Raw genomic sequence first — 23,301 nt, 5'->3', positions numbered from 1 at the left:
GATGGCGACGGCGAGCAGAGACTGCAGCCCGCCACCGGCGATAGCCGGCGACCCACCAGCCGAAGCTGGCGATAGTCCGCCGCCCAAGCCACCCCGTCCCGTCGCCGCCGATCGCGATCGCCCGTGGACCGGGCCACGATCCGTCAGGCCGACCGCTCAGAGAGCGGCTCATCGCTTCGCCCTGCCCTTGTTGACCGCGTGCAGCACCGAGGTGTGGTCGCGCCGGAAGATGCGGCCGAGCGCCGGAAGCGAAAGGTCCTCCCGCTCGTCATAAACCGCCGCCATGCAGCGGTGGCGCGGCTCCACCAGCCGGCGCTCCCGGCGAACCCCGATCACATCGGCCCAGCCGATGCCGGGATAGGCAATGAGCACCTCCTCGACGATCTCGCGCACCGGTCGGCGGCTGAAGAGGCCGCCCTCGCCGTCGGCATTCGTGCCGCAGAGCAGCTGCGCTTGCGACAGGATCCGCGCTTCAGCGTCGGCAAGCGCAAGCTCCAGCTCCAGCACCCGCAGCCGCTGCGCCTTCACATGGGCGCTGAGCGCGCCGAGCAACGCGTCGGGCGTTGGCGCCTGCGGCGGCTCGCTTTCGCCGGCATTTCCGCTGGTCGTGCAGTCCGCCGTCCGCGTTTCCAAAGAATGCGGCTCGGCATCCGGCCCGCCCCTCCTGCCGCGCGCGGTGCCGACGCTGCCGGACCCCTTCTGGGCGAGCTGCTCGCCCGTCGGCATCGTCGAATATCTCGTTTCAGGCTGCATCGCTCGCCACCTCCATGGTCAAATCCATCGCCGCCCCACGCCCTGCGGGATGGGCCATCTCGCGTTCCAGCCTCACTCGATAGGCGCGCTGTTCGGTCGTAATGGTGGCTGCATCGGGAAGCCCGATCATCTCAGCCAGCACCCCGGCCCGCGAGACCGCTGGCGCCTCGCTTGGCATGGCCTTGGCCGCCTTGACCGCCGCCTGCTCGGCACGAAACTGGCGAAGCCGCACCCTCACCCGCTCGCGGATCTCGGGCGAGCGCTCAGGCACTGGCCCTGTCGGGTTCAGCGCCACGGCGAGGTCGCGTCTGCGCGCCAGTTCGGCGCGCGTCGCTGCTGCCTCGCTCTTGGCCAGCGCCGCCAGCACTGGCGGCTTCGGAATCGTGCCCAGAAGCACGTTGGCGTTGGCGGCATAGTCGCCGCGGATCAGCTTCTGCGTCGCTACCGAAAGCCCGCAAGCGGGCACCCCCGCCAGCGCATATTGGTAGACAGGCAGAAGTTTTCGGGGATCGATGCCCTGCGGCATGGTCATGCCGGCCGTCTGCATCACGTTGAGGCTGCGCAGGATCGCATCGTCGCTTGCCGGCGCCAGCCGTTCAGTGAGCGCGGTAATCTCCCGGCTCAAGGTCGAATATCGGTTTGTTGATAAGGTCGTCATTTCCAAGGTTTCCATTGAGTTCTCGCTCTATCGCTTGTCGGCATTCCCGCTGGTGGCGGGCAAAGGCGCTTTCGCGCGGCGGCGCCTGTGGCCTGTGATCCTTGCGCGGCCTTGCGGCATTGCGCATCCGGTTGCGCCAGGTGGCGAGCCAGTCGAGCTTGGCCGCGTCCCGACCGGATTTCGCCGTCCAGTAATCCCGGAATTTTTCAAGCTCCAGATCCACCTGGGCCGCGCCGAAGCCCAGCCGGGCGGCAAAATCCCGGTCCGGCTCGAATTGCTCGGGAAGGCGCGTGGCGCGCCTGCCACCTGGCACAGGACGCCGCGGCGCAAGGGTTTGGGTGTTGTCGGGAGAGTTAATTTCTTTAGGGGGTGCGGGGGATCTTTCTTTATCAGAGAGGGGGACGCCGTCCGTCGCCGTGACGACCTGTGACGTCACGTGAGCGCGGCGGCGCTGTTGCCGTTCGCGATCGCTGGCCCGGCGTTTGTCGATGCCCGATTGCTGGCCGGCCTCCGCCGCACGCACCGCACACAGGATCATCTCCGGCGTCGCGCCGCACTGGACCAGAGCCTCGACGATCGATGTGATGCGCATCGCCTAGTCCTCGCTCGCAAGGGCTAGAGAATTTCCAGGAAAAGTACGAAGCGGTTTTCCGTCAGAAAATGCGTAAAAACAAAGAGATAGAGCGTTTGTTCGGTTCCGTTTAAATCGGAAACGCTCTAGCGCCACGCGGACGAAAACACCGCGATGCCGCTGCGGCAAAAGCCGCTGCACAAACCTGTTGATCCGGCCGGCGATGGCGCGCGGTCGAACAGGCTGGGCAAGCGTCGCCAAGATCCCGCTCGCAGACGAAAGGACACGACCATCCACCGGCACGACAACGGCAGGCACGCCGCCTCGCCGCAACGACCGGTCCGCCATGGCGCTACGGTCGTGCACGCGCCGGCTCGACCAAACGCTCGCACCCGCCACCCATCTCCGCGGCCATTTCTCCGCCGACAGGACCGACGCACAAAGAAATCTCTGCAAACTCACTTCTCGCATCACGTCGCTCCTCATGATTGTCGGCACAGGTTCGCGTCGCCCAAACCGACGATCGCTCTTCGTGCCCTGCACCTGGTCTGACTTTCCTCCGCGCCCTCGCCGGCAAGCCGTCTGAAACCCCGCCTGCAGCCTGCTGGGCGGGACTGGGTTCGGCCACGTGACCGTGGCGCTGGAGCGCTGCGCGTCCGGTATGCCCCGGCATCCACGATGCCCTGGCACCCCCCCATGACGCACAAACCGCTCCAGCCTTTCGAACCCGCGCATGATCACGCACCGAGATCGCATCCGATCGTCGGGGGCATGCGTCAGAAACGGTTTGCCGGCGCCGAAATGGAAGCGAGGGGCCACCGGGGAGGAGGTGGGCAGCAGCCCCTCGCTGTGATCGCCGCTGCGGCTGCGCCCGCGCGCCGGATCGGCACGCAAGGGACGCTGCAGCCGCGCCGCATGGCACCGAAAAGATCGGGGGCAGCAGCAGGACGACGATCAGTCTCTTCCACAGCGCCGCGCGTCTTGTTAGACGCGCAAATGTCGCTGTATCCCTTTGAATTGCTGCATGTTTTCGTCCCTAATCGAATACGATTTAAGGAACATGCAGTAGGGCCTCACCCGTCGTTGCCGACGAACCAATGGCCTACAATTCCCTGGCCTCTTCCCGTTCACCTGAGGGAGGGAGCCATTCCCCACCTCGCCTTCAGCCGGCGACAGAGCCACCGACAAAGGCGATGACGACTGTCGGACCGGACATCACGATTTCCTCCTGTCTCGCCAGACCGGCGCGAACGCCTCGTCGAGCTCGCGTTGCAATGCCTCGAAGTCGAGACCCGGCAGGTCCTCCTTGCCCGGCAGGTCCCTCTTGCCCGGTGCGTCCCCCTTGCCGATCAGCTCGAGCCCCGGCGCCAGCTTCATCCGGCCCGCGAGAAGCGCCATGCCCCACCGCCTAAGCCGGCCGGCCAGCCCGGCCTCACCGACCGCCCTCCTCCTGCCCGTGCGCTGCCTGCCGCAGCCAAGCGCGGGCTGGCAGCCCAGCTGAAGGCGGCGAGCGTCACCGAGGTGGCGGAAAAGGCTGCAAGCCCGGCGAAAACAGGATTGCCGAGAAGCGTGTCCGTCACGTGCTCAAGCATGTGCCACCTCCACCACGACGATTGCCCTTGCCCGGTTTTTCAGCCGGCGGATAACGCCGCGCTCCTCCATCGCCGCCACCATCCGCGAGATGCCGGATTTCGATGACAGACCCAGATGGTCCTTCATCTCGTCGAACGTCGGCGAGACCCCGCCCTTGTCGGCGCTGTAGCAGCGAATGAATCTGAGCAGCTCGTTCTGCCGCAGCGTCAGGCCGAGCGGCTGGCGCGTGGCGCGCCTGGTTGTCCTTGATGCGATTCTGGTGGCAGTCATCGGCTCACTCCAGCAAGCAGGCAGTCATCGTCGATGCGGCCCGCCGCGTTACCTCGTCGGTCACACCCGCCCGCGAAGCACGAGGCGTCGCGCCTGGCATGCCCGGCAAAGTGCCAGCCGGCCCGCTCCAGGCTGGAGCCGCGACCGAAAATGTCGGCCTCGTAAAGTTCGATTGACTGTTCGTTTCCGTTCATATCCTATCAATAATAGGATCGTATCGTTTTATCAAGAGGAAAAATCCTATTGGACGTAGGAAGCGGAATCTGGGATGCCATTGCCATGGATCAATTGCGGCGCCTTATCCGGGAAGCAGTCGACGCGAAGAGGACGACCTACAAGGATCTGTCCATCGCGATCGGGAAGAACCACGCCTATATCCAGCAGTTCGTCGAGCGCGAGAGCCCGCGCGAACTGCGCGAACGTGACGTGCGCACCATCACCGACCTGATCAGCGCGACGCCGGACGCGGGCGAAACCGGCCAACCCCGCAACGCCACCGGTTTCAATCCGCAGATCGTGCCCGGCGAGCAGCTCGTCGGCCATCGCGACCTGCCGATTTTCGTTGCCGCCCAGGGCGGCGACGGCCATGTGATCGTCACCTTCGATGCGGTCGAATACGTCAAGCGCCCCTCGGTGCTCGAAGGCGTCAAGGGCGCCTATGGCATCTACCTCACCGGCACCTCGATGATTCCGGCCTATGAGCCCGGCGACATGGCGCTGGTGCATCCGCACCTGCCGCCGGCGCGCGACAAGGATGTCGTGCTCTACCACGTGCCACCCGCCAACGACGCCGAGGCGATCATCAAGCGCCTGGTGTCGTTCAACGACCGGGAATGGACGCTGAAGCAGTACAATCCCTATCTGGAATTCACCGAGAGCCGGGTGGAATGGTCCTTCTGCCACCGGGTCGTGGGCAAATACAGCGCCCGCTGACGCTGCGCAGGCATCGCCCGCCAGCCGCCGCCCGGAACACCGCTCCGCAACAGCTTCAAAAGTAATAGCTTTTCGAAAATGGCGCCTGCTTGACGCTACGTCATGCGCGAGAGCAGCCGGCGATAAGGATAAAAACATGCAGCAATTCAAAGCGCTACAGCGACCTTTGCGCGTCTAATAAGACGCGCGGCGCTGGAGTGCACTGTCAGCAGCGGAGCACGCAGCCGAAATGGCACGCCGCCGAGAGGAAGCCGGCACGCAGTAAAAATCCCGGGAACCGGCGCGTGCAACGTGGCCGCCCGGCGCCGGCTCGCATGACAGTTGGGAAGCCTTAAGCGGCCCACCGGCGCCCAAGCGCCCGCCCACACAACGCACCCCGCCGCCTGGGACACCGGAAAAGAACGCGAGACCGACGGACAGGCCCGTCTCACGCAATTGCCGATCCGTCTATGCGGCCATGATCTCCTGCATCTCGGACGGCAGGTCGCCGCCGATAAAAAGGATGGTCGCGTCTTCGAATTCGCCGGTCGACAGATCCCCTGCCCGGCTGAATGCGACAACGCCCACCTTGGTCGATGCCAGCCTTTCGGCCAGCCGGAGCGCGTGATCGGCCCCTGTCGCCTGCACCGGAGTGTCGGCGAGCAAGGCACCCCGATTTCCCCGCGTAAAGCTCTGAACGACGAAGTTTGTGACCATGTCATGCTCCTCTCTGCCACCTGCAATGGCAGCCCTAAGCTGACTCAATCTTCCGAACAAAACAAGAACAAACAGAAGGATATCGACAGGCCAGTCAGAAAAATCCTGCCGAATATATTTTTCCTATTGATGGATAAATAGGATTTTCCCTATTATGTGACCATCAATTGAAAACGAGGAAAGCCGGATCCGGCAGCGCGCCTCAAGGCTCGTGCCGGCCCTTCCTGCTGTTTCGCCAGGGAGAAGGCATGACAGTGACATCAGTACGAGAAGGTAAGCTTGTCAGCCCCTTCACCCAGAGCCGCGAGATCATCCTCGCGGTCACCATGCTCGGGCGCGGCCATTTCATCGAGGAAAGCGATTGCATCGGCACCATCTTTGCGACTGCCGCCGATTGGCTGAGGGCCCATGACGGCGAGCACGCCACCAAGCTCATCCGCTTCGATCTCGAAGCGCTCTCCGGCGAAGACATCTCCGAGACCGTCGCCGACGCCTGGCTCGACGATTTCGATCGCACCCCTGACGATGAACACCTCCTGCCCGCCTTCGTGCGCACGTCTGAGGCGTGGGAACGCTGGTGCGCGGATTTCGAGGCGCCGGGTGGTGGCCTCCGCCAGGCCGCTCCCTTCTGCCAGCCGGGCCACGGCACGCTCAATCACCGCCAGCAGTTCGGACCCCAGCCCTGATGGATATCGCACTCGACAAATCGGCCCTCTTCGCCGCCATGGAAGCCTTCTGGCAAACGGAAGACGGCAACGACAAGGGCGTCGAGGCAGCCGTAACAGCCTATATCGAGCGCATGGGCCTTGCCCCATTCAACGAGATGGCCACCCGCAAGCGCGCCACCCTTGCCGCCGCCACTGCTCGCCAGCCTGATGCGGCGCGGCGCTGATCACTCGTTCGCATCTGTTCCACCACTTGAGGGTCGAGCAACGACCCGCCCTCATCACCCAAAATGCCAGCTCAAATACCGATCTTGGCTGCCCGTGCGATCGCTCTTCATTCCCGTCTCAGACATTCGTCCCGCTGTACGCTTCTGAAAATCCGCCATGGAAAAAGATGCGCTGGCCGCCTAAAGCTAGGCGTCGTGCCCGCATCTCGCTCGGCGGATTCTTTACGCCCTGACTCGACCACATCCGGATTCGTTGATGAAAATCAGAAGCGCCACCATCGCCGACTACGACAGCCTGGTCGCCCTCGATACGATTGCGGCTGGCGACCCCGAGCGCCGTGATCATATCAGGGCGTGGATAGAGACAGGCTGCTGCTACGTGGCCGAGACGGACAAATCCGTCGGAGCCTATGGTGTCCTGGCCTACCATTTCTTCGGCAACGGCTTCATTGAAATGGTCATGGTCGGCGCGCAGTTTCGTCGCCAGGGCCTCGGAATGGCGCTCGTCGAACATTTCAAGAGCATATGCGCAACGCCGAAGATCTTCACATCGACGAACCAGTCCAACAGGCAAATGCAGCAGCTCCTGAGCGGCGCCGGTTTTCACACAAGCGGGTACATCGACAACCTCGATGAAAACGACCCCGAAATCGTGTTCTGTTTCCGCGCCGCATAGAGCATTTCCAGGAAATGTGCGAAGCGGTTTTCCGTCAGGAAATGCGTGAAAACAAAGCGCTGCAGCGGTTCTGAGACTAGAAACACCCTTGGCCGGCCGTAGAGAGGCGTTGAACGTGACAGCCTTTGGGGGACGCTCCACGCCACGCCCTGATATTGCCGAAATCCCCCGCTTCATCGAAACAGACATCGACACGCCCATCGCGCCGGGACCGCAGATGATGCCCATCGAAACGAATCCGCCACTGCTGAACGAAGAAGACCTGCGCAATATTGCGCTCTGGGCTGCCGTTTGCGCCGAACGCGCCCTCCCCATTTTCGAGACGGAGGCCCCTGATGATACCCGCCCGCGCGCAGCTCTCTCGGCCATCCGCGCCTTTGCGCAAGGCGGTGCGCGGACTGCAGCGCTGCGCAAGCTAGCCTGGGCGGCCAATTCCGCTGCACGCCAGGCCGGCGATCCCGCAGCCTCCGCCGCCGCCCGCGCCGCAATGGCTGCCCGCCGGATCCGCCTACGCCCATCCGACGCCACCCCTCACCAGGTCAACCACATCCTTGGCCCGGCAGCCTACGGCGCGCAAGCCGCAGCGCTCGCCGCCGTCGATCCGGCCGGCATCATCGAAGCGGAAGTCCGCTGGGCGATCGCGCAGGCACCACCCGAAGTCCGGCACATCGTGCAGCGAATGCCGGCGCGCGCACCAAGCAAGGGCCAGTTCCACGCGCTGCTCTACCGGCTTGATAGGGGCTTGCGCCAATGACAAAAGTTGCGTCGCGCCCGACGGAGTAAGCGGTATGGAAACAGTAGAACACAAGGTCCCCTATTTCAGCCAATGGGAAAGCCCGGAGATGACATTGGCGGTTCTGTCGGAGGGTGCGGCGGCCCTTCACCGCGATCCGCTCTGGCGCAACTCGGGCGCTGAGACGATTGAGGAATATGCGCGCTGGGCGGTGAATGTCTGCGGCATGGCCTGCCTGAAGATGATCCTGGCCGCACGCGGCGAGTTGCACCCGATCCTGTCGCTTGCGCGCGGCTGCACCGACTATGGCGGCTATGTCGTCAACGAGGCCGATGCCTCGATCAAGGGACTGATCTACGCTCCCTTCGTGTCTTTCGTCGGCGAGCGCTTCGGGCTTGCCGCCGAAACGCTGACCAACATCCCGACGACGGACATTCCGGAGGTGCTTTCCGAAGGCCGCTTCTTCATCGCTTCGGTCAGCAGCGCCATACGGTGGCCGCAGCGCGAGCCGCCTTCAAAAGGCGGACACCTCGTGCTGGTAACGGCCGCCTCGCGCGAGAGCGTCCGGTTTCACAATCCTTCCGGCCATGACCGGGCCAATCAAGCCGATGTCGTCGTGCCGCTTTCCACCTTCGACCGTTTCTTCGCCAATCGCGGTATCGCCGTCAGCTGCTGATCTCGCACCCAGCCCAAAGAACTACCCAATAAAGGCAGGCAGCAATCATCTGCGAAAATGCTAATAATCAGGTGGGGCAGGAACAGAGGGGAATTACTTTATGCCACGCCTAGCACAATTGTATTTCAAGACAGCGATCATCTTTCTGATCATCGGCATATCGATGGGCCTGCACATGGCCATCGGCCAGGATCACAGCGCGATCGGCGCCCACGCCCATGCAAACCTTTTGGGATGGGTGACGATGGCGATCTTCGGTGGTTACCACGCGCTGAACCCGGCCAAGGCGCAGAAGCGTCTGGCGATGATCCAGTACTGCGTCTACACCGCCGGCGTCGCGCTGCTGGTGCCGTCGCTGTACCTGATGCTGACCGGCAGCCCGCAACTGGAGCCGGTGGTCGCCATCGCGTCGGTCATCACCTTCATCGGCGTGCTCCTGTTTGCGGCCATCATCTTTGGCAGCAGCGAGACGGTGACGCGGCCGACCGCGGTGCCGTCGCGCTAAAGCATTTCAAGGAAAAGTGCGAAGCGGTTTTCCGTCAGGAAATGCGTAAAAACAAAGAGCCATAGCGTTCTGCGGCTCAGTCTAAACGGGAAACGCTCCAGCGCATTTCCAGGAAAAGTGCGAAGCGGTTTTCGTAAAAAACAAGGAGCTAGCGCGTTTCCGTCTTTACCGGAACCGCGCTGGCTCGCAAAGACGCGCGGCCGTCTCCCGGTGGCAAGGCCGGGCGCTCTTTACTGAGCGCTCGCCTTCAGCACCCGATACGTCGCATTGTCGAGAGCAAGGCCGGTCTCGGTGCCGTCCTTCTGGAATCCGCGCACCGTGTTCCCGCAGGCCGTCAGCGAAAGCAGCACCGGACACACCAGCGCGATGGTGGCCCTGGACATCCTCATCTCCGTCTTGATTTGCCTCGCCTGACGAGATGACGCGCCCGCTGGTAAAATCAACGTGTCCGACAACAAAAACAAGGACTAAACCAGTTTCGTGCCGGCACCGCCCACTCGACACCTTCCGAAACTTGGAGCACTCTTAAACCTGTCGTTCGAGAGGATTTCATGATCAGGCTTATGCGAAGGAGTGGCACCCCTTTGGAGCTAGAGGCAAGCCAGGTGCTGCGCATCCGCAAGACGGATCCGCGCCTCGATGACGGTCTCGGCAACACGCTGATCAATGCCGGCCAGACCTTTTTCGTCCAGGAGGAGGCAGCGGCCGTCGCCGCTGCCGTCAAGGCCGAGCTGCCATCCCTCTATCGTTTCACCCATCGCATCGGCGCGCCGGTCTGGGTCAATGTGCACGCGGCCAAGGGGCCAATGCCGCTTGCGCCCAACCACCGCGTGCCTGGCCTAGGGTCAGCGCTGGATATCGGCGGCAAGCGCCAATATGTCCGCGAAAGCCCGGAAGAGGTCAGAAGCGCGATCGCGGCGGCGGGCGGTGATGTGCAGCCGATCCCGGACGAAGGCCTCTGGGTTCAGGGAAGAGAGACGCTGAGGGAGATCCTGGGCAGCCTCGAGGCCTGGGACGAGGAATTGACGACGCCGGAATAGGCCCGCCACCTGTCTCGCCCCGGCGGCCCTGAGCCGTACTGCCGGCCCGCGCAACCGCGCCGCTACAGCTCGCCCGTCGTATTTATTTCATCAGGCGTACCGGAATCGCCGAATCGGACCTTCCCCAGCCCAAGGTCGGCATAGTATTTACCGTACCGCGCAGTACGTTCCTTTATGAACTGCGCTTCCCCGCACCCTGAGCCATTTTGGGTGCTTGCTTGCCCCGCCATCGCGCGGGGCTTTTTCTTACCGGGCGCAGAACCTTTCCAGGAAAAGTGCGAAGCGGTTTTCCGTTAGGAAATGCGAAAAACAAAGAGACCGAGCCCTTCCAGGAAAAATGCGAAGCGGTTTTCGTCCGTCGATGACGGAAACATTTCAATCGACCTTGAAGACGGCATCGCCGGCGAAGACGATGACATATTGCCCCTCCGTCGTCGGCTCGCTTGCCCAGTCCGAAAGCTGCCGCCAATAGGGCTCGCGTCTCCAGATATCGGGGAAGTCCGGATCGACAAGCACGGTGATCTGCGGCCCCTGCCGATAGATCATCATGTGCGAATTCGCAGGATCCCATTCGGGCCCGAGCCGCTCATCCGTCATCCATAGACAGAGAAAATCGCGGCAAAGCTGCGGCCGCCGCTGATAGATCCGGCAGCCCTTGCCCTCGACGCAATTCTCACACCATTCGTTGGCCGGCTTTGCCAGCGCATCGATATCCGGCAGCCGGCAACAGAGCGTGCAGGTGCCGCAGGCGCGATCGGCAAGGAAGGTCTGGTTCATGCGCGGGTCCGTATCATCTCGCTGACGGCGGCGACAGAAAATTCGATATGTCCGCCAGTGTCGGCGCCGCAGCCCTCGTCACCTCAAACGACAACGCTACCGGCCATGAACGCCAGCACCAGGAAGATCAGGAAGACGATCAAAGCAAGATAGAACAGGATCTTGGCGATGCCCGCCGTTGCCGACGAAACGCCGGAGAAGCCGAGAAAGCCGGCGATCAATGAAACGACGAAGAAGATCAGCGCCCACTTGAGCATCGCAAATACTCCTGTTTGGTTGTCGCTACGGAAAGTCGAATCCCGGCAAAAAGTTCCCGTCCGCGTGGCATTCCCGGTGATGCGCTTTACCTCGCAAAGCGTCGGAGATACGGCCCTTGCCCTTGCGTTACTCCGCAGGCTTAGTCAGCAAACGGGGTCGATACTCAGATAAGGCTAATGTCCCGGTTCCGCCCCGCATTGTAGGATATGCCCACGGTTGCGACCCTGGGGGCGGCAATGTTTCTGCAACGAACCGAAATCCGCGAGCACACGATAGAGGTGCGGGAGTTCGTTGGCGAAGGCAGCGTCGAAATCGACGAGCGCATCCTGTTCGATGACGAGGATTCCCACATCGTTCTGCTTCTGGAGATCCTGGCCGGCGACGTCACCTTCACGCTCAGGGGCCCGGATGTCGCAAACCTGGCCAGGGATTTCGCCGATCGCGTGCGGCTCTATATCATACCCCCCGCGCGGCGGGCCTACGATGCCTTTCTGGAGATCCGCGCCCGACCCGGCAGCCGGTTTCGCGCCATCATCGCTCGCATCGGCAGCGCCTTTGTCAGTGCCGCCAGCGAGTTGTCCTGCCGCGCCTGCAAGCAGGTCTGCAAGCTCCTGGCTTCCACCGTGCTCGCCTATGTCGGCGTCCCCAACCCGGAAGATCTGACGCGGGGTGAGGTGCTGCACATCACCGCCGAGCAGTCGTACGAACTCGACGAGGGGCTCGGTCATGCCGCCATCCACGGCCCGCTGGCGGAAGGCCCGATCGGAACGTTCCTTGCCCTATTTGCCGACAACGTCAGGAGTGTCGTCTGGTCCGCATTGCAGTCCGCGCAGCAAGTCTTCGAGCCGCCCGACAGGACCTATACATTCGCCTGCAGACGCCTCGGTTGCTGCCCATAAACCGCTGAACGCCGGCGCCGTGGGCGCAACGGCGCCTCGCGGTCCGGAAAGCCGCCGCCCGCGATCGCGGCCCGACAATGGAAAGCCGGCGTCGGCGCTCGCCATTGGTCTATCATTCCAGCGATTTTCCGATTTCATTGCTACCGCATGTTTCCTTAAACCCTATCCGGCTTAGGGACAAAAACATGCAGCATTCAAAGCTACAGCGACCTTTGCGCGTCCAACAGGATGCGCGGCGCTGTAGGGCCCAACCAGCATTGCAAGACGCTGCTCCGCCCCAGACCCGGAGCCCAGCCCCGGAGCCATGAGAACTTAACGAACAGTTCCAATGAACGCACGTGTCGTCAGTCCCTTGAGAACCCTTCGATCAAACCTGTCCTTCGTCCATGATGGCCCTTCGGCTTGCGCCTACCGGGGCCATCATGGATTATCAGACGATGCTCTTTCACGCATGCGCATGCGGATCGTGGCGATGCGCCCAAACCGCCCAGGCCGACACGGCGGCCACGAGCAGCCCGAGGACGGCGTGCGTCCACATCACGCTCATATTGACCGCATAGCCGAGCACCCAGGGCGACACGACCAGCCATGCCCCAAGCGCCAGATTGGCCCACTCCTCCCACTCTGCGAAGACCGAGAGAGTAGCGTAGGCCAGCACAGCAAGCGCAAGCCCAACAATCCAGGCATTCCAAGCCGGAACGGTTTCCATGCTATACCCGATCACCCAGGGAGAAAGGAAAAGGCACACTGCCAGCGCAAGATTGCACCAATCCTGCCCTCTTTTGCCTTCCATGAAATGGTACGCCATTTGATAACCTCCACGAATGAAGTTTCACCAAGGCGTCACTGCCAGCGCGCAGTTGCACGCCCTGGATTCGAGATGGTTGTTGCAAGGTGAAACTTCAAGTGGCTGTTCGCAAAGGACGTTCTGCCCGCTGCCGCAGGAAGGCCGCATCGGAAGGCGAACCGGCGAGAGCAATGGCGATCGCATAGGCTTTTGCCGCTTCGTCCGCTTGCCCCATCCGCGACAGGAGCTCCGCTCGCGCCGCATGATAGGGCTGGTAGTCCCGAAGCTCGGCCGAAAGCGCGTCGAGCGAGCGCATCGCCGGTTCCTGCCACCCCGCCTCGCACAGCGCCACCGCCCGGTTGAGCCGCACGACAGGCGTCGGCTCCAGCCGCAGCAGGCTGTCATAGAGCAGTACGATCTGCGCCCAGTCGGATGCCTCGCCCTGAACGTGGCAGGCGGCAATGGCGGCCTTGATCTGGTATGGCCCCGGCGCGCGCCGCCGCATGGCGGTATCGATCAACCCGAGCCCCTCGTCGATCTGCCCCCGGTTCCATTTCGTCCGGTCCTGCTCGCCGAGCGGCACGGTGACGCCATCGCCGTCGACGCGCGCCAGGCAGCGCGCATGCGTGATCAGCACAAGCGCAAGGCACCCCTCGATCTCTGGATCTTCAGGGCGAAGCCGGTTCAGCAGCCGGCACAGAAACAGGGCCTCCTCGGCGAGATCCCGGCCCTGCGCCGGAGGGCGTTACTCACCCTGATCCAGAGAACGAACCAGATTGGGATGAGCAGGAGGGCGTAGAGGGAAGTGGTCGTCAGCATCATGGGGATATCCCCGGTTTGAGTTGCGTACGACCCAAGAACGGAAGCCGCCGTCGGATTTCGACATGCGTCCGAAATATTTTTGGAGGATCGGCGAGAGAGGCTCGAGCGCGGCGGCCTGTTGGCATGCCGGCAAGGCCTGAAGGTGAGGATGCAGTGGATTGCGTCTGTCGAAACGGAAGCGCTGCCGACAAAAAAGACCCCATCAACCGAACACGGCTGATGGAGCCAGACAGATCACTTGATAGTGCACGGTCAACAATAGGGCGAGATGCACCACGCCCTTACCCCTGCCCTCGGCACATAGGCGCAGAGATTCGCGGCGGCCGGGACAGATTGCCTCTCGCTACTTGACGGTCACGCCCATTGCGGGCGAGCCCTCGTTCGACCAGCACGAACACGGCTCGCCGGCCGGACCTGCGCCATAGCCGCACTGCTGTCTCGGGGTCTTGCACTGTCTTGGGCTCTTCGCATCAGCCAGCGCCTTCGCCTCGGCCGCAGTTGCAGTCTTGGCCTTCTTGCCGCTCGCAGGCTTCGCCTTGGCCTTTTCGCTCAGATGGGCATTTTCGACGCCAGCCCGGGAATCCCCGGACGGACCAGTTTCGCTGCAGGACGAAACAAGCAAGAGGGTAGCAACAGCAAACGCAATTCCGGAGAAGATCTTCATGAGATATCCGGTAATCCGACAATTGCGATTTTTCAAGATGGGTGGCGCGCGGATTTACCTCCAGAGCGGCTGGCCTTGGCCAGCGCACGGCTCCGATCGGCGCTGCGAGACGAACCTTCGCCTGACGATCGAACGAGCGGATGGCGAACCATCCGCTCGTTCGACTGTTTTCCCCTATTTCACCAGTTCGATCTCACCAGGCCGCCAGGAATTGTTGAACCAAGGTTCCAGCGGACCGTACAGGCGAAGGATCATGAACCAGCCCTTGCCCGGGATTGTCTGCACCCAGTTGTTCTCCATTCCCGCCGGGGCTTTCGGTCCGAAATAGACATCCACCGAACCATCCGCATTGGCCTTGACGCCCTTGTTCTGGCTACTGACGCTTGGGGCTTGCTGGTCGGTCTGCACCATCGACCGGGTCTGGTTGTCGTAGACGATGACCGACCAGAAATCCTTGACCGGGACATTTGGCGGCAGGCGCAGCTTGTAGGTCTTGCCGCCATTAAAGGGATTGCCCTCCGAATCCTGAACCGACCACGGATATTGCGAGCCCTCGCCCACCATCTTCTCTTCCATCGCCGGTGTCACGCCGATGGCGAAGTAATAGTAGAAGACAGCACCATCCAGGTTGCTGACACCGGGCGCCGACTCGAACTTGTAGCCGCCAAAAAACGGCAGGCGCCACGTACTGTCAGGATAGAAATACGCATCCTTCGCGCGAACCTTGAAAGCGATCGTCCGGGCCGTCACGGCGCCGATGTTGGCGGCATCGGTGAGGATCTTCTTCATCCGCTCATCGGGATTGAAGGGCTTGCCCTTGACGATGCCGATCGAGGCGAACAGGCCCAAGGTGGTGGGATCGGAACCGTCCGCCGGCTCTTCCTGGATGACCTGGTTCAACAGGCTCCAGAACGAATAGTCGCCTGGCGAGACGAAATTCGCCGGAATTCCGGAGGCATTGACGAATTTCATCGGCGGCGGGTTGGCGGCCTCGTCCAGGCGATAGATCCGCAGGTGCTTCTTGACCGAGTCAACCCCGGGCTGGGTGGAACCGTCTACAACGAAGGCGCGAAAGACGAGGTAGCTGCCGAAAGTGCTCGGCCGCACCACGTGATACCCCGATGGTATGTCGCCCTTGAATCCAGGCGGCAACAGGAGGTACTTGCCGCCTTTGCCCTTATCGGCCCCGGTGATGCCGATGTCGGCCACCCACTTGTACCAGAAGTCGTCGACCATCCCCAGCACCTTGGGCGGTATCTCGGCCACCAACGGTCCCTTGCTCGTGTCGACCCAAACGTAGTTGTAGATCGTGTTATCGTTGGCCGTCAGCTCCACGGACTTCGGATCGACCAGATTTTCCCAGATCACGTCGGTCTGGTTATCAGGCCCGAACTTGCGTATCGAGTCGCGCATGCCGGCCTGATTTACGATCGGAATCGCCAGCAGATAAGCCTGCAGCGCGCGCGAACGGTCGAGGTTGTCGTAGATTTTGTCGACGGTATCGGCCGACGGGTAGCCGTAATTGAGATTCAGCGTCCCGATCGAGGACTCGATCTTATCCGGAACCGCGACGCCCGACGCAAAGGGCGTCGTCATCTTGTAGGTCTGCGCCGTATCGGCAGCAGAAGCAGTACTCAAGCCTATCAGGACTGCCGCGGCGGCGGCGCAAAGCAGTCTCGTCGTACGTATCATTGCTCTCATGGCCGAACCTTTAAAATTCCGTTGGATCTGTGAAATAGAATTCCCTCAGTGCACCACTTACGCTGCGTCGCTTCCGGGCTTAGAGCAACGTAAATTACTGTTACGAGCGTGTAACTAAACCTCGAACGCGATGCGCCCTTCGGGGCAACGAGGCTTCAGTGGCGGGCGTATCGGACGACGTGCTGCGGTCTGAGTGGCACTTCCGTCGCTGCGACGGCTGTGGCTGCCAGCAGGAGATTCCGTCTGGTCGTCATGGTCTGCCCCTCGCTAATGCAGTAGGACGTGTGTGTTGCACGCCGTCGCAAGACGGCTTTGCTTGCGCGACATTCATATTTCTACGGTACTGAGCAGCAAACAGAGTTCGAAACCACTCATTTTACGCCAGGGCTCTGTTATTTCTGGAGTTTTTTGCACGATGTCTACTTAAGGGAACCGGCGGAGCTGTCCTCAATGGTCAACATGAGACGCGAAACGGTCGACCAAAGCCAGCCGATCGATTCTTACAGAGCAGGACTTTTGGAAATAAATCAGCAGCTTAAGGAAGTTTTGGTGGGTGATCACGGGCTCTAACCGTGGACCCGCTGATTAAGAGTAATTGACTTTAGGCTGAAAACGCCACCGCCCAAGTAAAGCTGTTTCCAATGTGCTTAGGACAAAGCACGAGAAACGCCGGAACATATCGCGAATTGGCAACCGATTCTGATCGCTATTTAGATTATTTTCTGTAATTCCACAAACGACCGACACACATTGCCAATGCCGTTCGGCGTTTGGTGAACTAAGGAATTCGATCGGCTGCAGTGCGATGGCGCAACCGATAGAGAACATAAATCGTGGCATTCGGAAGATTTGGAGACGAAGAAGGTCCTTCAGAAATTGAACCGCACGCCAAGGACATTTGCATTGGAGCCTCCGTGCATGTCGCCGAGCGTCCCCCAGGCTCCGGACCGGTGGTGAACCCGCCAGAAGAAATCAACGTCGGGCATGGTTTCGAAGGAAAGGTTCAACTCGGGGCCGAGATAGAACAGGGTTCTGGCATTCCCGTTGCGTTCCAGCTCGTTCTGGCGCTCCCGTCCCTCCTGGGCATGCGTGACATAGCTGATGCCAAACGTAAGGGCTGGCGAGATACGGACAGCATCGCCAATCTCGAAACCGTCGTAGCGACCGACGACGCCGCCCCAGAATTCCGCATTCGGATGCCCGCCGAATCTTCCGGCGAGCCCCGCTTCCAGTCCAAACCTGAAGGAGCCCATCCTTACCGGGAAGTACTGGTAGCCGAGGCCGACGATCGGGAGGTCGGCGTATTTGACGCCGAAAGGATTGGCTGACTGGAACATGTCCGCGTCGACCATCGTGCCGCCGAAGGCGAATACCGACTGATCGACGTCGCGGTTCTGTGCCTGCGCGTCGGTTGTTCCCAAGAACGGCATCGTGGCAGCGCCGAGCAGCAGAGCAAGCGGGATGGCAGTTGAAGCCTTCATATCGGACTATTCCTGCACTTCATGTTTTCTCCGGCGCGCGCGTGCATCCACTTTGCGGAAGTCCGCCTAAGATTTCTTGAATAGGCAGGTTCAAAAGGTCGACGTCAAGTTTTGCGGTACAGACCTCCGGGAATGACGCCTGACGTTGATCGCGCTAGTGGCAGCCTTGCGTGTGAGCCGTGCGACGCTACCCTCGGCATCACAGCGCCTGGGGCCGGAGGGGAAACCCTCCGGCCAATTCTTCGATCCGTGCTCTTGTCGAGTCGACTACCCCGAAAAATCACTATCACTAGTGAGAGTAGCCAACCGCAACCGATGCGCCTTAGCCTCCGATCAAAGGAGACCATCATGGAAGCAACCCCCTTCATCACCGAGCTTGACGACGACGATTTGCGTGAGTTTTGCCTAGTGGGCATCTTCCACCTTGCTCATGCAAATTGGGTCAACGGGGTCGACGACGACGTGTCGTGCGACGTGCTCGAAGAGGCCTACCAGCGCGGTTGGACCGACATGCACATCGTGTTCGAGAAGGCATCAGTGAATTAGCTAGGCCTTGAGAACGGCAACCCGCGCCCTACCATCTTCTGCGGGAGGACACGCCATGCCGAAAATCGCCGCGCCGAAGCATCCCAAATGCCATCCAGATCGCGACCTCCATTGCCAGGAGGCGATAGAAGCCGAATTTCAGTCGATTGCCGATCGGGCCTTCCAGGCCGGACGGTCACGCGAGGAAGTGGCGACGGCGCTGATGGAACTTGCCGACAACAATTTCCTCGCGATGAATTCGAATGCCGAGATGTTCGAGATTGGCGCCGGTGTCGTGTTGCTCGCACGCAAGCGGCACTCGCCTCTCCTGCAGGAGGACACGCCACGTGGACATTAGCTGGCTGCAAGTGCTCACCCTGCTTATACCAACTTTGCACATGGCGACCATAGCTGCTGCGGTATGGTCACAGAGCGATCCGGCGCAAGACGACCCTGATGCGCGTGTGATAGAGACTATTTGTTTCTGAGACGAGGAACTTCCGATGACCGAGAAGACCTTCTTGACGATTGCGGCCGCAATATTCGGGATCGTTGCAATGGTGCACTTGGTTCGCATTCTCATAGGTTTTTCGGTTGTCATCGACGGCTGGACAGTTCCTATGTGGGTAAGTTGGGTCGGCCTCATCGTCAGCGGTGGCTTGAGCTACTACGGCGCCAAGCTCGCCAAGTTGATCTAATCTGGTGGGCTTTCCGTGGCCGTTTCGATCTCCAGCCACATGTAGTGGGCCGCCCCAGGCCCCCTCCTATAAGTCGGCCGACGGTTTCCGGACCGAATGGCAGAAGCTGATGAAGAAGCACGAGTTCACACGGTTCCGCGACGAGCGGATTGACTTTCACGGATTGCGCAAAAACGCGGTCATCAATCTGCTGGAAGTTGGGTGCACCGAGAACCAGGTCGGGGCGATCTGCAACATGTCGGCGCAGATGGTTCAGCACTACGGCCGAGAGGTCGCGCTGCGGTCATTGGCGAAGGACGCAATGAAGCTGATGGAGGCTCGTTGGAGCGAGATTGAACCGGCTGCTTTCCGGAACAAGAACGCAATGTAAATTGGAATCCGTTTCCAAATTCTTGGAAACCGGCAACTTCTTACAGAGCAGGAATTTTGGAAATAAATCAGCGGCTTAAGGAAGTTTTGGTGGGTGATCACGGGCTCGAACCGTGGACCCGCTGATTAAGAGTCAGCTGCTCTACCAACTGAGCTAATCACCCATCCGGACCGCTTCGGTGTTTGTCGCTGCGGTCTGGAGGGGCGTATAAAGGCGTTCTTTCGGCTTGTCTAGCGTCCTTTGTAAAATTCTTGGGAAAAAATTTCAGACGGGCGGAAAACAGGCTTTTTCCACAGGATCTGCCGCCCTTCTCGCCAACTGCGTTGGATGCACCCACCATAAGCCTCTGAAACAACACGCCGTCTTTTCCCCTGCCCGACCTTGAACGCCGCGTCTGTGGCGAATGCATGCCTCCCAAAGCATATCGCGGCCTCGGGACGACGACATGCATCAGGCTAAATACATCGAGGACAAGAACCCAAGCGCATGTCGCGCAAAAGCGTGCAGCCGGTTTGCGGGTAGCGACACGCCTAAAGTCCGACTGGCCAACCCCAGGGATCGCGGCACGCTACAAGCGCCCTGACATCCGCCCCTGCGCCATGCTCCCTTAAAGCAGCAGCTCGCCGGCGGCGATCTTCACTGCATGGCCGCCGATGCGCGCCGTGTTGATCTGGCCGCCCGCCACATCGAGATGCAGGTGGATGAAGGACGGCCGCCCCATCTCCACCCCTTGCTCGATCAGAAAGGGGTGGTGGCCATCGACCAGCTGGTCGAAGTGGTGGATGGCACCGGAAAGTGCTGCCGCCGCCGCACCCGTTGCCGGGTCCTCGGCAAGGCCCATCTCGGGCCTGAACATGCGGGTGTGGAACCGCGCCGTGTGGTTGATGCCGCCGCGACAATAGAGATAGGCAGACGCTAGGCGTCCTTCGGCAAGCGGCGCCAGATGCTCCCAGCGCTGCGGGTCGAATTCGACGGTAGCGGCCGCGGATACATCGTGCAGCGGCACCATGACGAAGGGAACGCCGGCGCTCCAGAAGGACGGCGCATGGTTCTCGAAGCCGATCTGCGAGGTCTTCAGGCTCAGCGCGTCGGCAAGCGCCTGCTTGTCGAAGCGGGCGTCGAGCCGGGTCGATCTGCGCGGCAGGTCGAATTCGGCAAAGCTCGCCTCGCCCGGCTTGATGCGCACGGCGCAGCGCACCGGCCCCACCTTCTCCTCCAGTACCTGCACGAGATCGGCGCTCTCCTCAGCCATGCCGTGGGCTCTTTCGGCGATCGCCACCGCAGCACCTACGGTCGGATGCCCGGCAAAGGGAAGCTCGCGCCCCGGCGTGAAGATGCGCAGCCGCGCCGTATGCGCCGCCCCGCCCGGCCGGCGGATGAACACCGTCTCCGAAAGGTTGAACTCCTGCGCGATCGTCTGCATCGCCTGATCGTCGAGTGCATCCGCCCCGAAGACGACGGCCAGCGGATTGCCCTCCAGCCGGTTCTGCGTGAAGACATCGTAGATCGCGTAGCTGAGCGGCATTTATTCCCCCTTGCGAATATAGTCCGGCCACGAACTTGCAATGTCATCGCCCGGGCGGCAAGCGCAAAAACGCCATCGTGCACCACACCCATCGTTATCCGATCCCCCTCGCCACTGGGCCGAAAACAAGGCCGCCGTTGACCGCATGGGACACCCGTCAGCGGCACGACTGCGCAAGAACGCCCCTGCCGGTGCCGGAAAAGTGATCGCCGCGGCCGCCAATGCGCGACCGTGCCGCGGATTTGGTGCTGATCTCATGCATGGCGCCCGAAAATGTCCCGCGCTTCCGCGTCACGACGTGCATAGGGCGAGAAGCCAAAGCACTTCCAGGAAAAGTGCGAAGCGGATTTCCGTCAGGAAAAGCTAAGAACAAAGAGGTAGAGCGCTTCTGCGACCCCGTCGAAACGGGCAACACTTCAAAACACAACGCAGCAAACCGATCTTGAACGACGTGATCTACAGCGCCGCGCATCTATTAGACGCGCAAAGGTCGCTGTAGCACTTTGAATGGCTGCATGTTTTTATCCTTAAATCGAATAGGATTTAAGGAGCGGGCAGTAGCGCATGCAGCAAACGATGCGACGGGCGGATGACACGACGATCTGGTGGGCCTTGGCGCTTGCGCTGGTGCTGCATGCCTTCGCCTTCGCCGCATTCTCGCGCCTGCCGCCGAAGCTGATGCCCCCGCCGGGCGCCGTAGACAGCATCGAGGTCGAAATCCTGGCCGGCGTGCCGGAAAAGCCGAAACCTGCCGTGCCCGCGTCGGAAGCGAGCCTGCCGGTGCCAGAACCGCAGCGCGAAAATCTGAAGACGCCGGCCAAGACGACCGACGAGCGCCCCCGCGGCAACCAGCCCGCGCCGCAGGCCCCAGGCTTGGTGCACGCCCAAAACCTCTATTCCGCCGGCATCCTCGCCTCGCCGCGTAGCCGCCAGGCGCGTAAGGGTCTGGCGCAGCTGGCGCCCGAAGAGCGCGTGGTGCAGCTCTGCAATCTCGAAGCGATGGAACAGGTCCACCGCTGGAAGGCCGACCTCGATCCGGATTACCTCGTCGCCTATGCCCTGTCGGGCGTGAAGTTCTCCGGGGAAACGCTGAAGACCAATGGCGGAGCGTTTCGCAGCAAACGGCAATGGTGGCGCATCGCCTATTCCTGCTCGGTCACGCCGGATCGAACGACAGTGGTCGGCTTCGACTTCAAGGTCGGCGATGCCATCCCGCGCGAGCAATGGCAGGACCTTGGGCTTCCCATCGCCGACACTGCCGCCGACTGATGGTCGCGAACCATCCCCTCGCATTACCCGCCCTTCGCCATCGCTCCGGCGCCAAACCGTTATGGCGCGTTGCGCCAAAACCGGGGCCGCATGGAGATGTTGCGTTGCGTTAAATAGCGCGCGCAATTCCTTGAATAAATTCAGGCATTTGCCCATCATGATCCGGGCCCGTGAGGTACCCCGTGTCGCGTCCCATTCCGGCCTTCGTCAATGCAATGACACGAAAATCACCCTCATAGCCGCTCGGGATCGCTCCTATCGCCCAGTTACCAAAAAATCCCGCCATTGACACATACCGACCGTATGGTATGTTGGTTAAATGCCCAGACCAACAAAGCAATCACCCGAACGCGGCAACGCACGGATCCGGCTTCTCGATGCGGCGCGCGATGTCATTCGCGCAAAAGGCTTTGCGGCCACCAGCGTCGACGACCTCTGCCGTGCGGCTGACGTCACCAAGGGCGCGTTCTTCCACCATTTCGCCAGCAAGGACGCGCTCGGCGTCGCTGCGGCCGATTACTGGGCGGAAACGACGACCGACTTTTTCGCCGCCGCCCCCTATCACGGACCGCCCGATCCGCTGGCGCGCGTTCTCGCCTACGTCGCCTTCCGCAAGGCGATCATCCTCGGTGAAATCACCGAGTTCACCTGTCTGGTCGGCACGCTGGCGCAGGAGGTCTATGCCAGCGCGCCCGACATTCGCGAGGCTTGCGCCCGCAGCATCTTCGGTCATACCGCCACGCTCGAAGCCGACATCGAGGCCGCACGCAGCGACCGCGGCATTGTCGACGCCTGGACGGCCGAAAGCCTGGCCCGGCACACGCAGGCCGTCATCCAGGGCGGCTTCGTGCTCGCCAAGGCCGGCAACGACCCCGAGCTTGCGCGCGAAAGCCTCGACCATCTCGACCGGTACATCCGGCACCTGTTTCACGTCACTTGAGGAGGATGCGACATGAGCGATACCACCCATATCGGATGCGCCTGCGGACAGACACGGCTGAAAGTGCAGGGAGCGCCGATCCTTGTTTCCGAATGCCTTTGCGACAGCTGCAGGGCGGCCGCCGCCCGCCTTGGCGCCCTGCCCGGCGCCCGCAACATCCTGACTTCCTATGAGGCCACCCCCAGCGCCGAATACCGCAAGGACCGGATCACGATTGTCTCCGGCGAGGAGAACCTCAGCGAATTCCGGCTGTCAGAGGGTGCGGGCTCACGCCGCGTCGTCGCCACCTGCTGCAACACGCCGATGTTTTTGGAAATGAAGGGCGCGCACTGGCTCAGCCTCTATCTGCACCTCTGGCCGGCCGAGACGCGGCCGAAGGCCGAGCTGCGCACCATGGTCGGCGACCTGCCCGACGCTTCCTGGCTGCCCAAGGACATCCCCAACCTGAAGACCCACACCGTATCCTTCTACGCCAAGCTTCTCTGGGTCTGGATCGCCATGGGCTTCCGCAACCCGAAGATCGCAATAGCGCGCAAGATCGAGGCCTGACGCCGGCGTGCGGATGGGTCGGCACATGTCGGCCTTCCGT

29 protein-coding genes, 1 tRNA gene and 3 pseudogenes are annotated in these 23,301 nt (G+C 61.6%); 16 read left to right on the top strand and 17 right to left on the bottom strand.

Annotation, left to right across the window (positions count from 1 at the left end; all coding sequences use genetic code 11):
- Positions 1-168 precede the first annotated feature (168 nt).
- From BKP54_RS27135 to BKP54_RS27110, 6 genes and pseudogenes are all read right to left on the bottom strand, one after another.
- Positions 169-753: a helix-turn-helix domain-containing protein gene (locus BKP54_RS27135; protein ID WP_025427479.1), complete on the bottom strand. Its 585-nt coding sequence runs from the start codon at positions 751-753 to the stop codon at positions 169-171.
- Positions 743-1,411 (bottom strand): hypothetical protein, encoded by a 669-nt coding sequence (locus BKP54_RS27130; protein WP_225906313.1) that lies wholly within the window; start codon positions 1,409-1,411, stop codon positions 743-745. Before BKP54_RS27130 ends, BKP54_RS27135 begins: the two co-directional genes overlap by 11 nt.
- Entirely contained in the window at positions 1,350-2,003 is a 654-nt protein-coding gene (locus BKP54_RS27125; RefSeq protein WP_084815199.1) for a hypothetical protein, read from the bottom strand. The genes BKP54_RS27130 and BKP54_RS27125 overlap by 62 nt, the downstream gene beginning before the upstream one ends.
- Positions 2,004-3,197: 1,194 nt before the next feature.
- On the bottom strand, positions 3,198-3,380 hold the full coding sequence (locus BKP54_RS27120) for a hypothetical protein (protein WP_084815198.1): 183 nt from the start codon (positions 3,378-3,380) through the stop codon (positions 3,198-3,200).
- Positions 3,356-3,574, bottom strand: a complete 219-nt coding sequence (locus BKP54_RS27115) for a hypothetical protein (protein WP_084815197.1) — start codon at positions 3,572-3,574, stop codon at positions 3,356-3,358. Before BKP54_RS27115 ends, BKP54_RS27120 begins: the two co-directional genes overlap by 25 nt.
- 4 nt (positions 3,575-3,578) lie before the next feature.
- A pseudogene (locus BKP54_RS27110) lies at positions 3,579-3,845 on the bottom strand (repressor LexA); the annotation flags it as partial.
- 279 nt (positions 3,846-4,124) lie between these two features.
- On the opposite strand from BKP54_RS27110, the gene BKP54_RS27100 reads away from it, so the two are divergent.
- Positions 4,125-4,778, top strand: coding sequence for a S24 family peptidase (locus BKP54_RS27100; RefSeq protein ID WP_081788905.1), 654 nt, complete (start codon positions 4,125-4,127; stop codon positions 4,776-4,778).
- A gap of 447 nt (positions 4,779-5,225) precedes the next feature.
- On the opposite strand, the gene BKP54_RS27095 is transcribed toward BKP54_RS27100, so the two are convergent.
- On the bottom strand, positions 5,226-5,474 hold the full coding sequence (locus BKP54_RS27095) for a hypothetical protein (protein WP_025427486.1): 249 nt from the start codon (positions 5,472-5,474) through the stop codon (positions 5,226-5,228).
- Between the two features lie 248 nt (positions 5,475-5,722).
- On the opposite strand from BKP54_RS27095, the gene BKP54_RS27090 reads away from it, so the two are divergent.
- From BKP54_RS27090 to BKP54_RS27065, 6 genes are all read left to right on the top strand, one after another.
- The gene (locus tag BKP54_RS27090; protein ID WP_025427487.1) at positions 5,723-6,160 is read left to right on the top strand and encodes a hypothetical protein; all 438 of its coding nucleotides are present in this window, start codon (positions 5,723-5,725) and stop codon (positions 6,158-6,160) included.
- Positions 6,160-6,366, top strand: a complete 207-nt coding sequence (locus tag BKP54_RS27085; protein WP_025427488.1) for a hypothetical protein — start codon at positions 6,160-6,162, stop codon at positions 6,364-6,366. Before BKP54_RS27090 ends, BKP54_RS27085 begins: the two co-directional genes overlap by 1 nt.
- Before the next feature lie 256 nt (positions 6,367-6,622).
- Positions 6,623-7,042 (top strand): GNAT family N-acetyltransferase, encoded by a 420-nt coding sequence (locus tag BKP54_RS27080; protein WP_025427489.1) that lies wholly within the window; start codon positions 6,623-6,625, stop codon positions 7,040-7,042.
- Positions 7,043-7,157: 115 nt separating this feature from the next.
- Positions 7,158-7,796, top strand: a complete 639-nt coding sequence (locus BKP54_RS27075) for a putative immunity protein (protein WP_198956880.1) — start codon at positions 7,158-7,160, stop codon at positions 7,794-7,796.
- Positions 7,797-7,830: 34 nt separating this feature from the next.
- Positions 7,831-8,451: a C39 family peptidase gene (locus BKP54_RS27070; RefSeq protein ID WP_057206230.1), complete on the top strand. Its 621-nt coding sequence runs from the start codon at positions 7,831-7,833 to the stop codon at positions 8,449-8,451.
- 100 nt (positions 8,452-8,551) lie between these two features.
- Positions 8,552-8,956, top strand: coding sequence for a hypothetical protein (locus tag BKP54_RS27065; RefSeq protein WP_025427492.1), 405 nt, complete (start codon positions 8,552-8,554; stop codon positions 8,954-8,956).
- Positions 8,957-9,186: 230 nt separating this feature from the next.
- Here the strand turns inward: BKP54_RS27065 and BKP54_RS27060 are convergent, their stop codons facing one another.
- Positions 9,187-9,339: a hypothetical protein gene (locus tag BKP54_RS27060; RefSeq protein ID WP_025427493.1), complete on the bottom strand. Its 153-nt coding sequence runs from the start codon at positions 9,337-9,339 to the stop codon at positions 9,187-9,189.
- A gap of 168 nt (positions 9,340-9,507) precedes the next feature.
- On the opposite strand from BKP54_RS27060, the gene BKP54_RS27055 reads away from it, so the two are divergent.
- Positions 9,508-9,996 (top strand): hypothetical protein, encoded by a 489-nt coding sequence (locus BKP54_RS27055; RefSeq protein WP_128090504.1) that lies wholly within the window; start codon positions 9,508-9,510, stop codon positions 9,994-9,996.
- Positions 9,997-10,371: 375 nt separating this feature from the next.
- On the opposite strand, the gene BKP54_RS27050 is transcribed toward BKP54_RS27055, so the two are convergent.
- Positions 10,372-10,773 (bottom strand): hypothetical protein, encoded by a 402-nt coding sequence (locus tag BKP54_RS27050; protein WP_025427495.1) that lies wholly within the window; start codon positions 10,771-10,773, stop codon positions 10,372-10,374.
- A gap of 83 nt (positions 10,774-10,856) precedes the next feature.
- Positions 10,857-11,030 carry a DUF1328 domain-containing protein gene (locus BKP54_RS27045; protein ID WP_025427496.1) on the bottom strand — a complete coding sequence of 58 codons (174 nt, stop codon included), beginning with the start codon at positions 11,028-11,030 and terminating at the stop codon, positions 10,857-10,859.
- A 237-nt stretch (positions 11,031-11,267) separates the two neighbouring features.
- On the opposite strand from BKP54_RS27045, the gene BKP54_RS27040 reads away from it, so the two are divergent.
- Positions 11,268-11,930, top strand: coding sequence for a hypothetical protein (locus BKP54_RS27040; RefSeq protein ID WP_025427497.1), 663 nt, complete (start codon positions 11,268-11,270; stop codon positions 11,928-11,930).
- Between the two features lie 445 nt (positions 11,931-12,375).
- On the opposite strand, the gene BKP54_RS27035 is transcribed toward BKP54_RS27040, so the two are convergent.
- From BKP54_RS27035 to BKP54_RS27010, 5 genes and pseudogenes are all read right to left on the bottom strand, one after another.
- The gene (locus tag BKP54_RS27035) at positions 12,376-12,738 is read right to left on the bottom strand and encodes an SPW repeat protein (protein ID WP_025427498.1); all 363 of its coding nucleotides are present in this window, start codon (positions 12,736-12,738) and stop codon (positions 12,376-12,378) included.
- A 94-nt stretch (positions 12,739-12,832) separates the two neighbouring features.
- Positions 12,833-13,432 (bottom strand): annotated as a pseudogene (locus tag BKP54_RS27030) (DUF6596 domain-containing protein); the annotation flags it as partial.
- Between the two features lie 450 nt (positions 13,433-13,882).
- Complete coding sequence (locus BKP54_RS27025) at positions 13,883-14,203, bottom strand: hypothetical protein (RefSeq protein ID WP_025427500.1); 321 nt, start codon at positions 14,201-14,203, stop codon at positions 13,883-13,885.
- A 174-nt stretch (positions 14,204-14,377) separates the two neighbouring features.
- Complete coding sequence (locus BKP54_RS27020; protein WP_057206224.1) at positions 14,378-15,895, bottom strand: DUF1254 domain-containing protein; 1,518 nt, start codon at positions 15,893-15,895, stop codon at positions 14,378-14,380.
- An 878-nt stretch (positions 15,896-16,773) separates the two neighbouring features.
- Complete coding sequence (locus tag BKP54_RS27010; RefSeq protein ID WP_025427503.1) at positions 16,774-17,385, bottom strand: hypothetical protein; 612 nt, start codon at positions 17,383-17,385, stop codon at positions 16,774-16,776.
- Between the two features lie 348 nt (positions 17,386-17,733).
- Here BKP54_RS27010 and BKP54_RS27005 point away from each other — a divergent pair, with 348 nt between their 5' ends.
- From BKP54_RS27005 to BKP54_RS26990, 4 genes and pseudogenes are all read left to right on the top strand, one after another.
- Positions 17,734-17,931: a hypothetical protein gene (locus BKP54_RS27005; RefSeq protein ID WP_025427504.1), complete on the top strand. Its 198-nt coding sequence runs from the start codon at positions 17,734-17,736 to the stop codon at positions 17,929-17,931.
- A gap of 55 nt (positions 17,932-17,986) precedes the next feature.
- A complete protein-coding gene (locus BKP54_RS27000) occupies positions 17,987-18,268 on the top strand; it encodes a hypothetical protein (protein ID WP_025427505.1) in 282 nt (93 codons plus the stop codon).
- Between the two features lie 145 nt (positions 18,269-18,413).
- The gene (locus tag BKP54_RS26995) at positions 18,414-18,608 is read left to right on the top strand and encodes a hypothetical protein (RefSeq protein WP_025427506.1); all 195 of its coding nucleotides are present in this window, start codon (positions 18,414-18,416) and stop codon (positions 18,606-18,608) included.
- 55 nt (positions 18,609-18,663) lie between these two features.
- A pseudogene (locus BKP54_RS26990) lies at positions 18,664-18,978 on the top strand (hypothetical protein); the annotation flags it as partial.
- 87 nt (positions 18,979-19,065) lie between these two features.
- On the opposite strand, the gene BKP54_RS26985 reads toward BKP54_RS26990, so the two are convergent.
- Both BKP54_RS26985 and BKP54_RS26980 read right to left on the bottom strand, forming a co-directional pair.
- Positions 19,066-19,141, bottom strand: a tRNA-Lys gene (locus BKP54_RS26985).
- Positions 19,142-19,585: 444 nt separating this feature from the next.
- Positions 19,586-20,503, bottom strand: a complete 918-nt coding sequence (locus tag BKP54_RS26980) for a PhzF family phenazine biosynthesis protein (RefSeq protein WP_025427508.1) — start codon at positions 20,501-20,503, stop codon at positions 19,586-19,588.
- Positions 20,504-21,067: 564 nt separating this feature from the next.
- Between BKP54_RS26980 and BKP54_RS26975 the strand changes: the two genes are divergently transcribed.
- The 3 genes from BKP54_RS26975 (at position 21,068) to BKP54_RS26965 (ending at position 23,261) form a co-directional block, all read left to right on the top strand.
- Complete coding sequence (locus BKP54_RS26975; RefSeq protein WP_084815196.1) at positions 21,068-21,772, top strand: DUF930 domain-containing protein; 705 nt, start codon at positions 21,068-21,070, stop codon at positions 21,770-21,772.
- Between the two features lie 319 nt (positions 21,773-22,091).
- A complete protein-coding gene (locus tag BKP54_RS26970; protein WP_038576209.1) occupies positions 22,092-22,712 on the top strand; it encodes a TetR/AcrR family transcriptional regulator in 621 nt (206 codons plus the stop codon).
- A gap of 12 nt (positions 22,713-22,724) precedes the next feature.
- Positions 22,725-23,261, top strand: a complete 537-nt coding sequence (locus BKP54_RS26965) for a DUF6151 family protein (protein ID WP_084815195.1) — start codon at positions 22,725-22,727, stop codon at positions 23,259-23,261.
- Positions 23,262-23,301: the final 40 nt, after the last annotated feature.

The sequence above is a fragment of the Ensifer sp. 1H6 genome (assembly GCF_001976035.1).
GTDB lineage: Bacteria > Pseudomonadota > Alphaproteobacteria > Rhizobiales > Rhizobiaceae > Ensifer > Ensifer canadensis.
This window is presented reverse-complemented; position numbering and strand designations above follow the sequence as displayed.

Coding starts and splice junctions, on each gene's coding strand:
- BKP54_RS26975 (WP_084815196.1), top strand. CDS start 21,068: ATGCAGCAAACGATGCGACGGGCGGATGACACGACGATCTGGTGGGCC.
- BKP54_RS27060 (WP_025427493.1), bottom strand. CDS start 9,339: ATGTCCAGGGCCACCATCGCGCTGGTGTGTCCGGTGCTGCTTTCGCTG.
- BKP54_RS27090 (WP_025427487.1), top strand. CDS start 5,723: ATGACAGTGACATCAGTACGAGAAGGTAAGCTTGTCAGCCCCTTCACC.
- BKP54_RS26995 (WP_025427506.1), top strand. CDS start 18,414: ATGACCGAGAAGACCTTCTTGACGATTGCGGCCGCAATATTCGGGATC.
- BKP54_RS27065 (WP_025427492.1), top strand. CDS start 8,552: ATGCCACGCCTAGCACAATTGTATTTCAAGACAGCGATCATCTTTCTG.
- BKP54_RS27080 (WP_025427489.1), top strand. CDS start 6,623: ATGAAAATCAGAAGCGCCACCATCGCCGACTACGACAGCCTGGTCGCC.
- BKP54_RS27005 (WP_025427504.1), top strand. CDS start 17,734: ATGGAAGCAACCCCCTTCATCACCGAGCTTGACGACGACGATTTGCGT.
- BKP54_RS27070 (WP_057206230.1), top strand. CDS start 7,831: ATGGAAACAGTAGAACACAAGGTCCCCTATTTCAGCCAATGGGAAAGC.
- BKP54_RS27055 (WP_128090504.1), top strand. CDS start 9,508: ATGATCAGGCTTATGCGAAGGAGTGGCACCCCTTTGGAGCTAGAGGCA.
- BKP54_RS27050 (WP_025427495.1), bottom strand. CDS start 10,773: ATGAACCAGACCTTCCTTGCCGATCGCGCCTGCGGCACCTGCACGCTC.
- BKP54_RS27130 (WP_225906313.1), bottom strand. CDS start 1,411: ATGACGACCTTATCAACAAACCGATATTCGACCTTGAGCCGGGAGATT.
- BKP54_RS27045 (WP_025427496.1), bottom strand. CDS start 11,030: ATGCTCAAGTGGGCGCTGATCTTCTTCGTCGTTTCATTGATCGCCGGC.
- BKP54_RS26980 (WP_025427508.1), bottom strand. CDS start 20,503: ATGCCGCTCAGCTACGCGATCTACGATGTCTTCACGCAGAACCGGCTG.
- BKP54_RS27040 (WP_025427497.1), top strand. CDS start 11,268: ATGTTTCTGCAACGAACCGAAATCCGCGAGCACACGATAGAGGTGCGG.
- BKP54_RS26965 (WP_084815195.1), top strand. CDS start 22,725: ATGAGCGATACCACCCATATCGGATGCGCCTGCGGACAGACACGGCTG.
- BKP54_RS27035 (WP_025427498.1), bottom strand. CDS start 12,738: ATGGCGTACCATTTCATGGAAGGCAAAAGAGGGCAGGATTGGTGCAAT.
- BKP54_RS27095 (WP_025427486.1), bottom strand. CDS start 5,474: ATGGTCACAAACTTCGTCGTTCAGAGCTTTACGCGGGGAAATCGGGGT.
- BKP54_RS27025 (WP_025427500.1), bottom strand. CDS start 14,203: ATGAAGATCTTCTCCGGAATTGCGTTTGCTGTTGCTACCCTCTTGCTT.
- BKP54_RS27085 (WP_025427488.1), top strand. CDS start 6,160: ATGGATATCGCACTCGACAAATCGGCCCTCTTCGCCGCCATGGAAGCC.
- BKP54_RS26970 (WP_038576209.1), top strand. CDS start 22,092: ATGCCCAGACCAACAAAGCAATCACCCGAACGCGGCAACGCACGGATC.
- BKP54_RS27135 (WP_025427479.1), bottom strand. CDS start 753: ATGCAGCCTGAAACGAGATATTCGACGATGCCGACGGGCGAGCAGCTC.
- BKP54_RS27000 (WP_025427505.1), top strand. CDS start 17,987: ATGCCGAAAATCGCCGCGCCGAAGCATCCCAAATGCCATCCAGATCGC.
- BKP54_RS27125 (WP_084815199.1), bottom strand. CDS start 2,003: ATGCGCATCACATCGATCGTCGAGGCTCTGGTCCAGTGCGGCGCGACG.
- BKP54_RS27115 (WP_084815197.1), bottom strand. CDS start 3,574: ATGCTTGAGCACGTGACGGACACGCTTCTCGGCAATCCTGTTTTCGCC.
- BKP54_RS27100 (WP_081788905.1), top strand. CDS start 4,125: ATGGATCAATTGCGGCGCCTTATCCGGGAAGCAGTCGACGCGAAGAGG.
- BKP54_RS27010 (WP_025427503.1), bottom strand. CDS start 17,385: ATGAAGGCTTCAACTGCCATCCCGCTTGCTCTGCTGCTCGGCGCTGCC.
- BKP54_RS27120 (WP_084815198.1), bottom strand. CDS start 3,380: ATGGCGCTTCTCGCGGGCCGGATGAAGCTGGCGCCGGGGCTCGAGCTG.
- BKP54_RS27020 (WP_057206224.1), bottom strand. CDS start 15,895: ATGATACGTACGACGAGACTGCTTTGCGCCGCCGCCGCGGCAGTCCTG.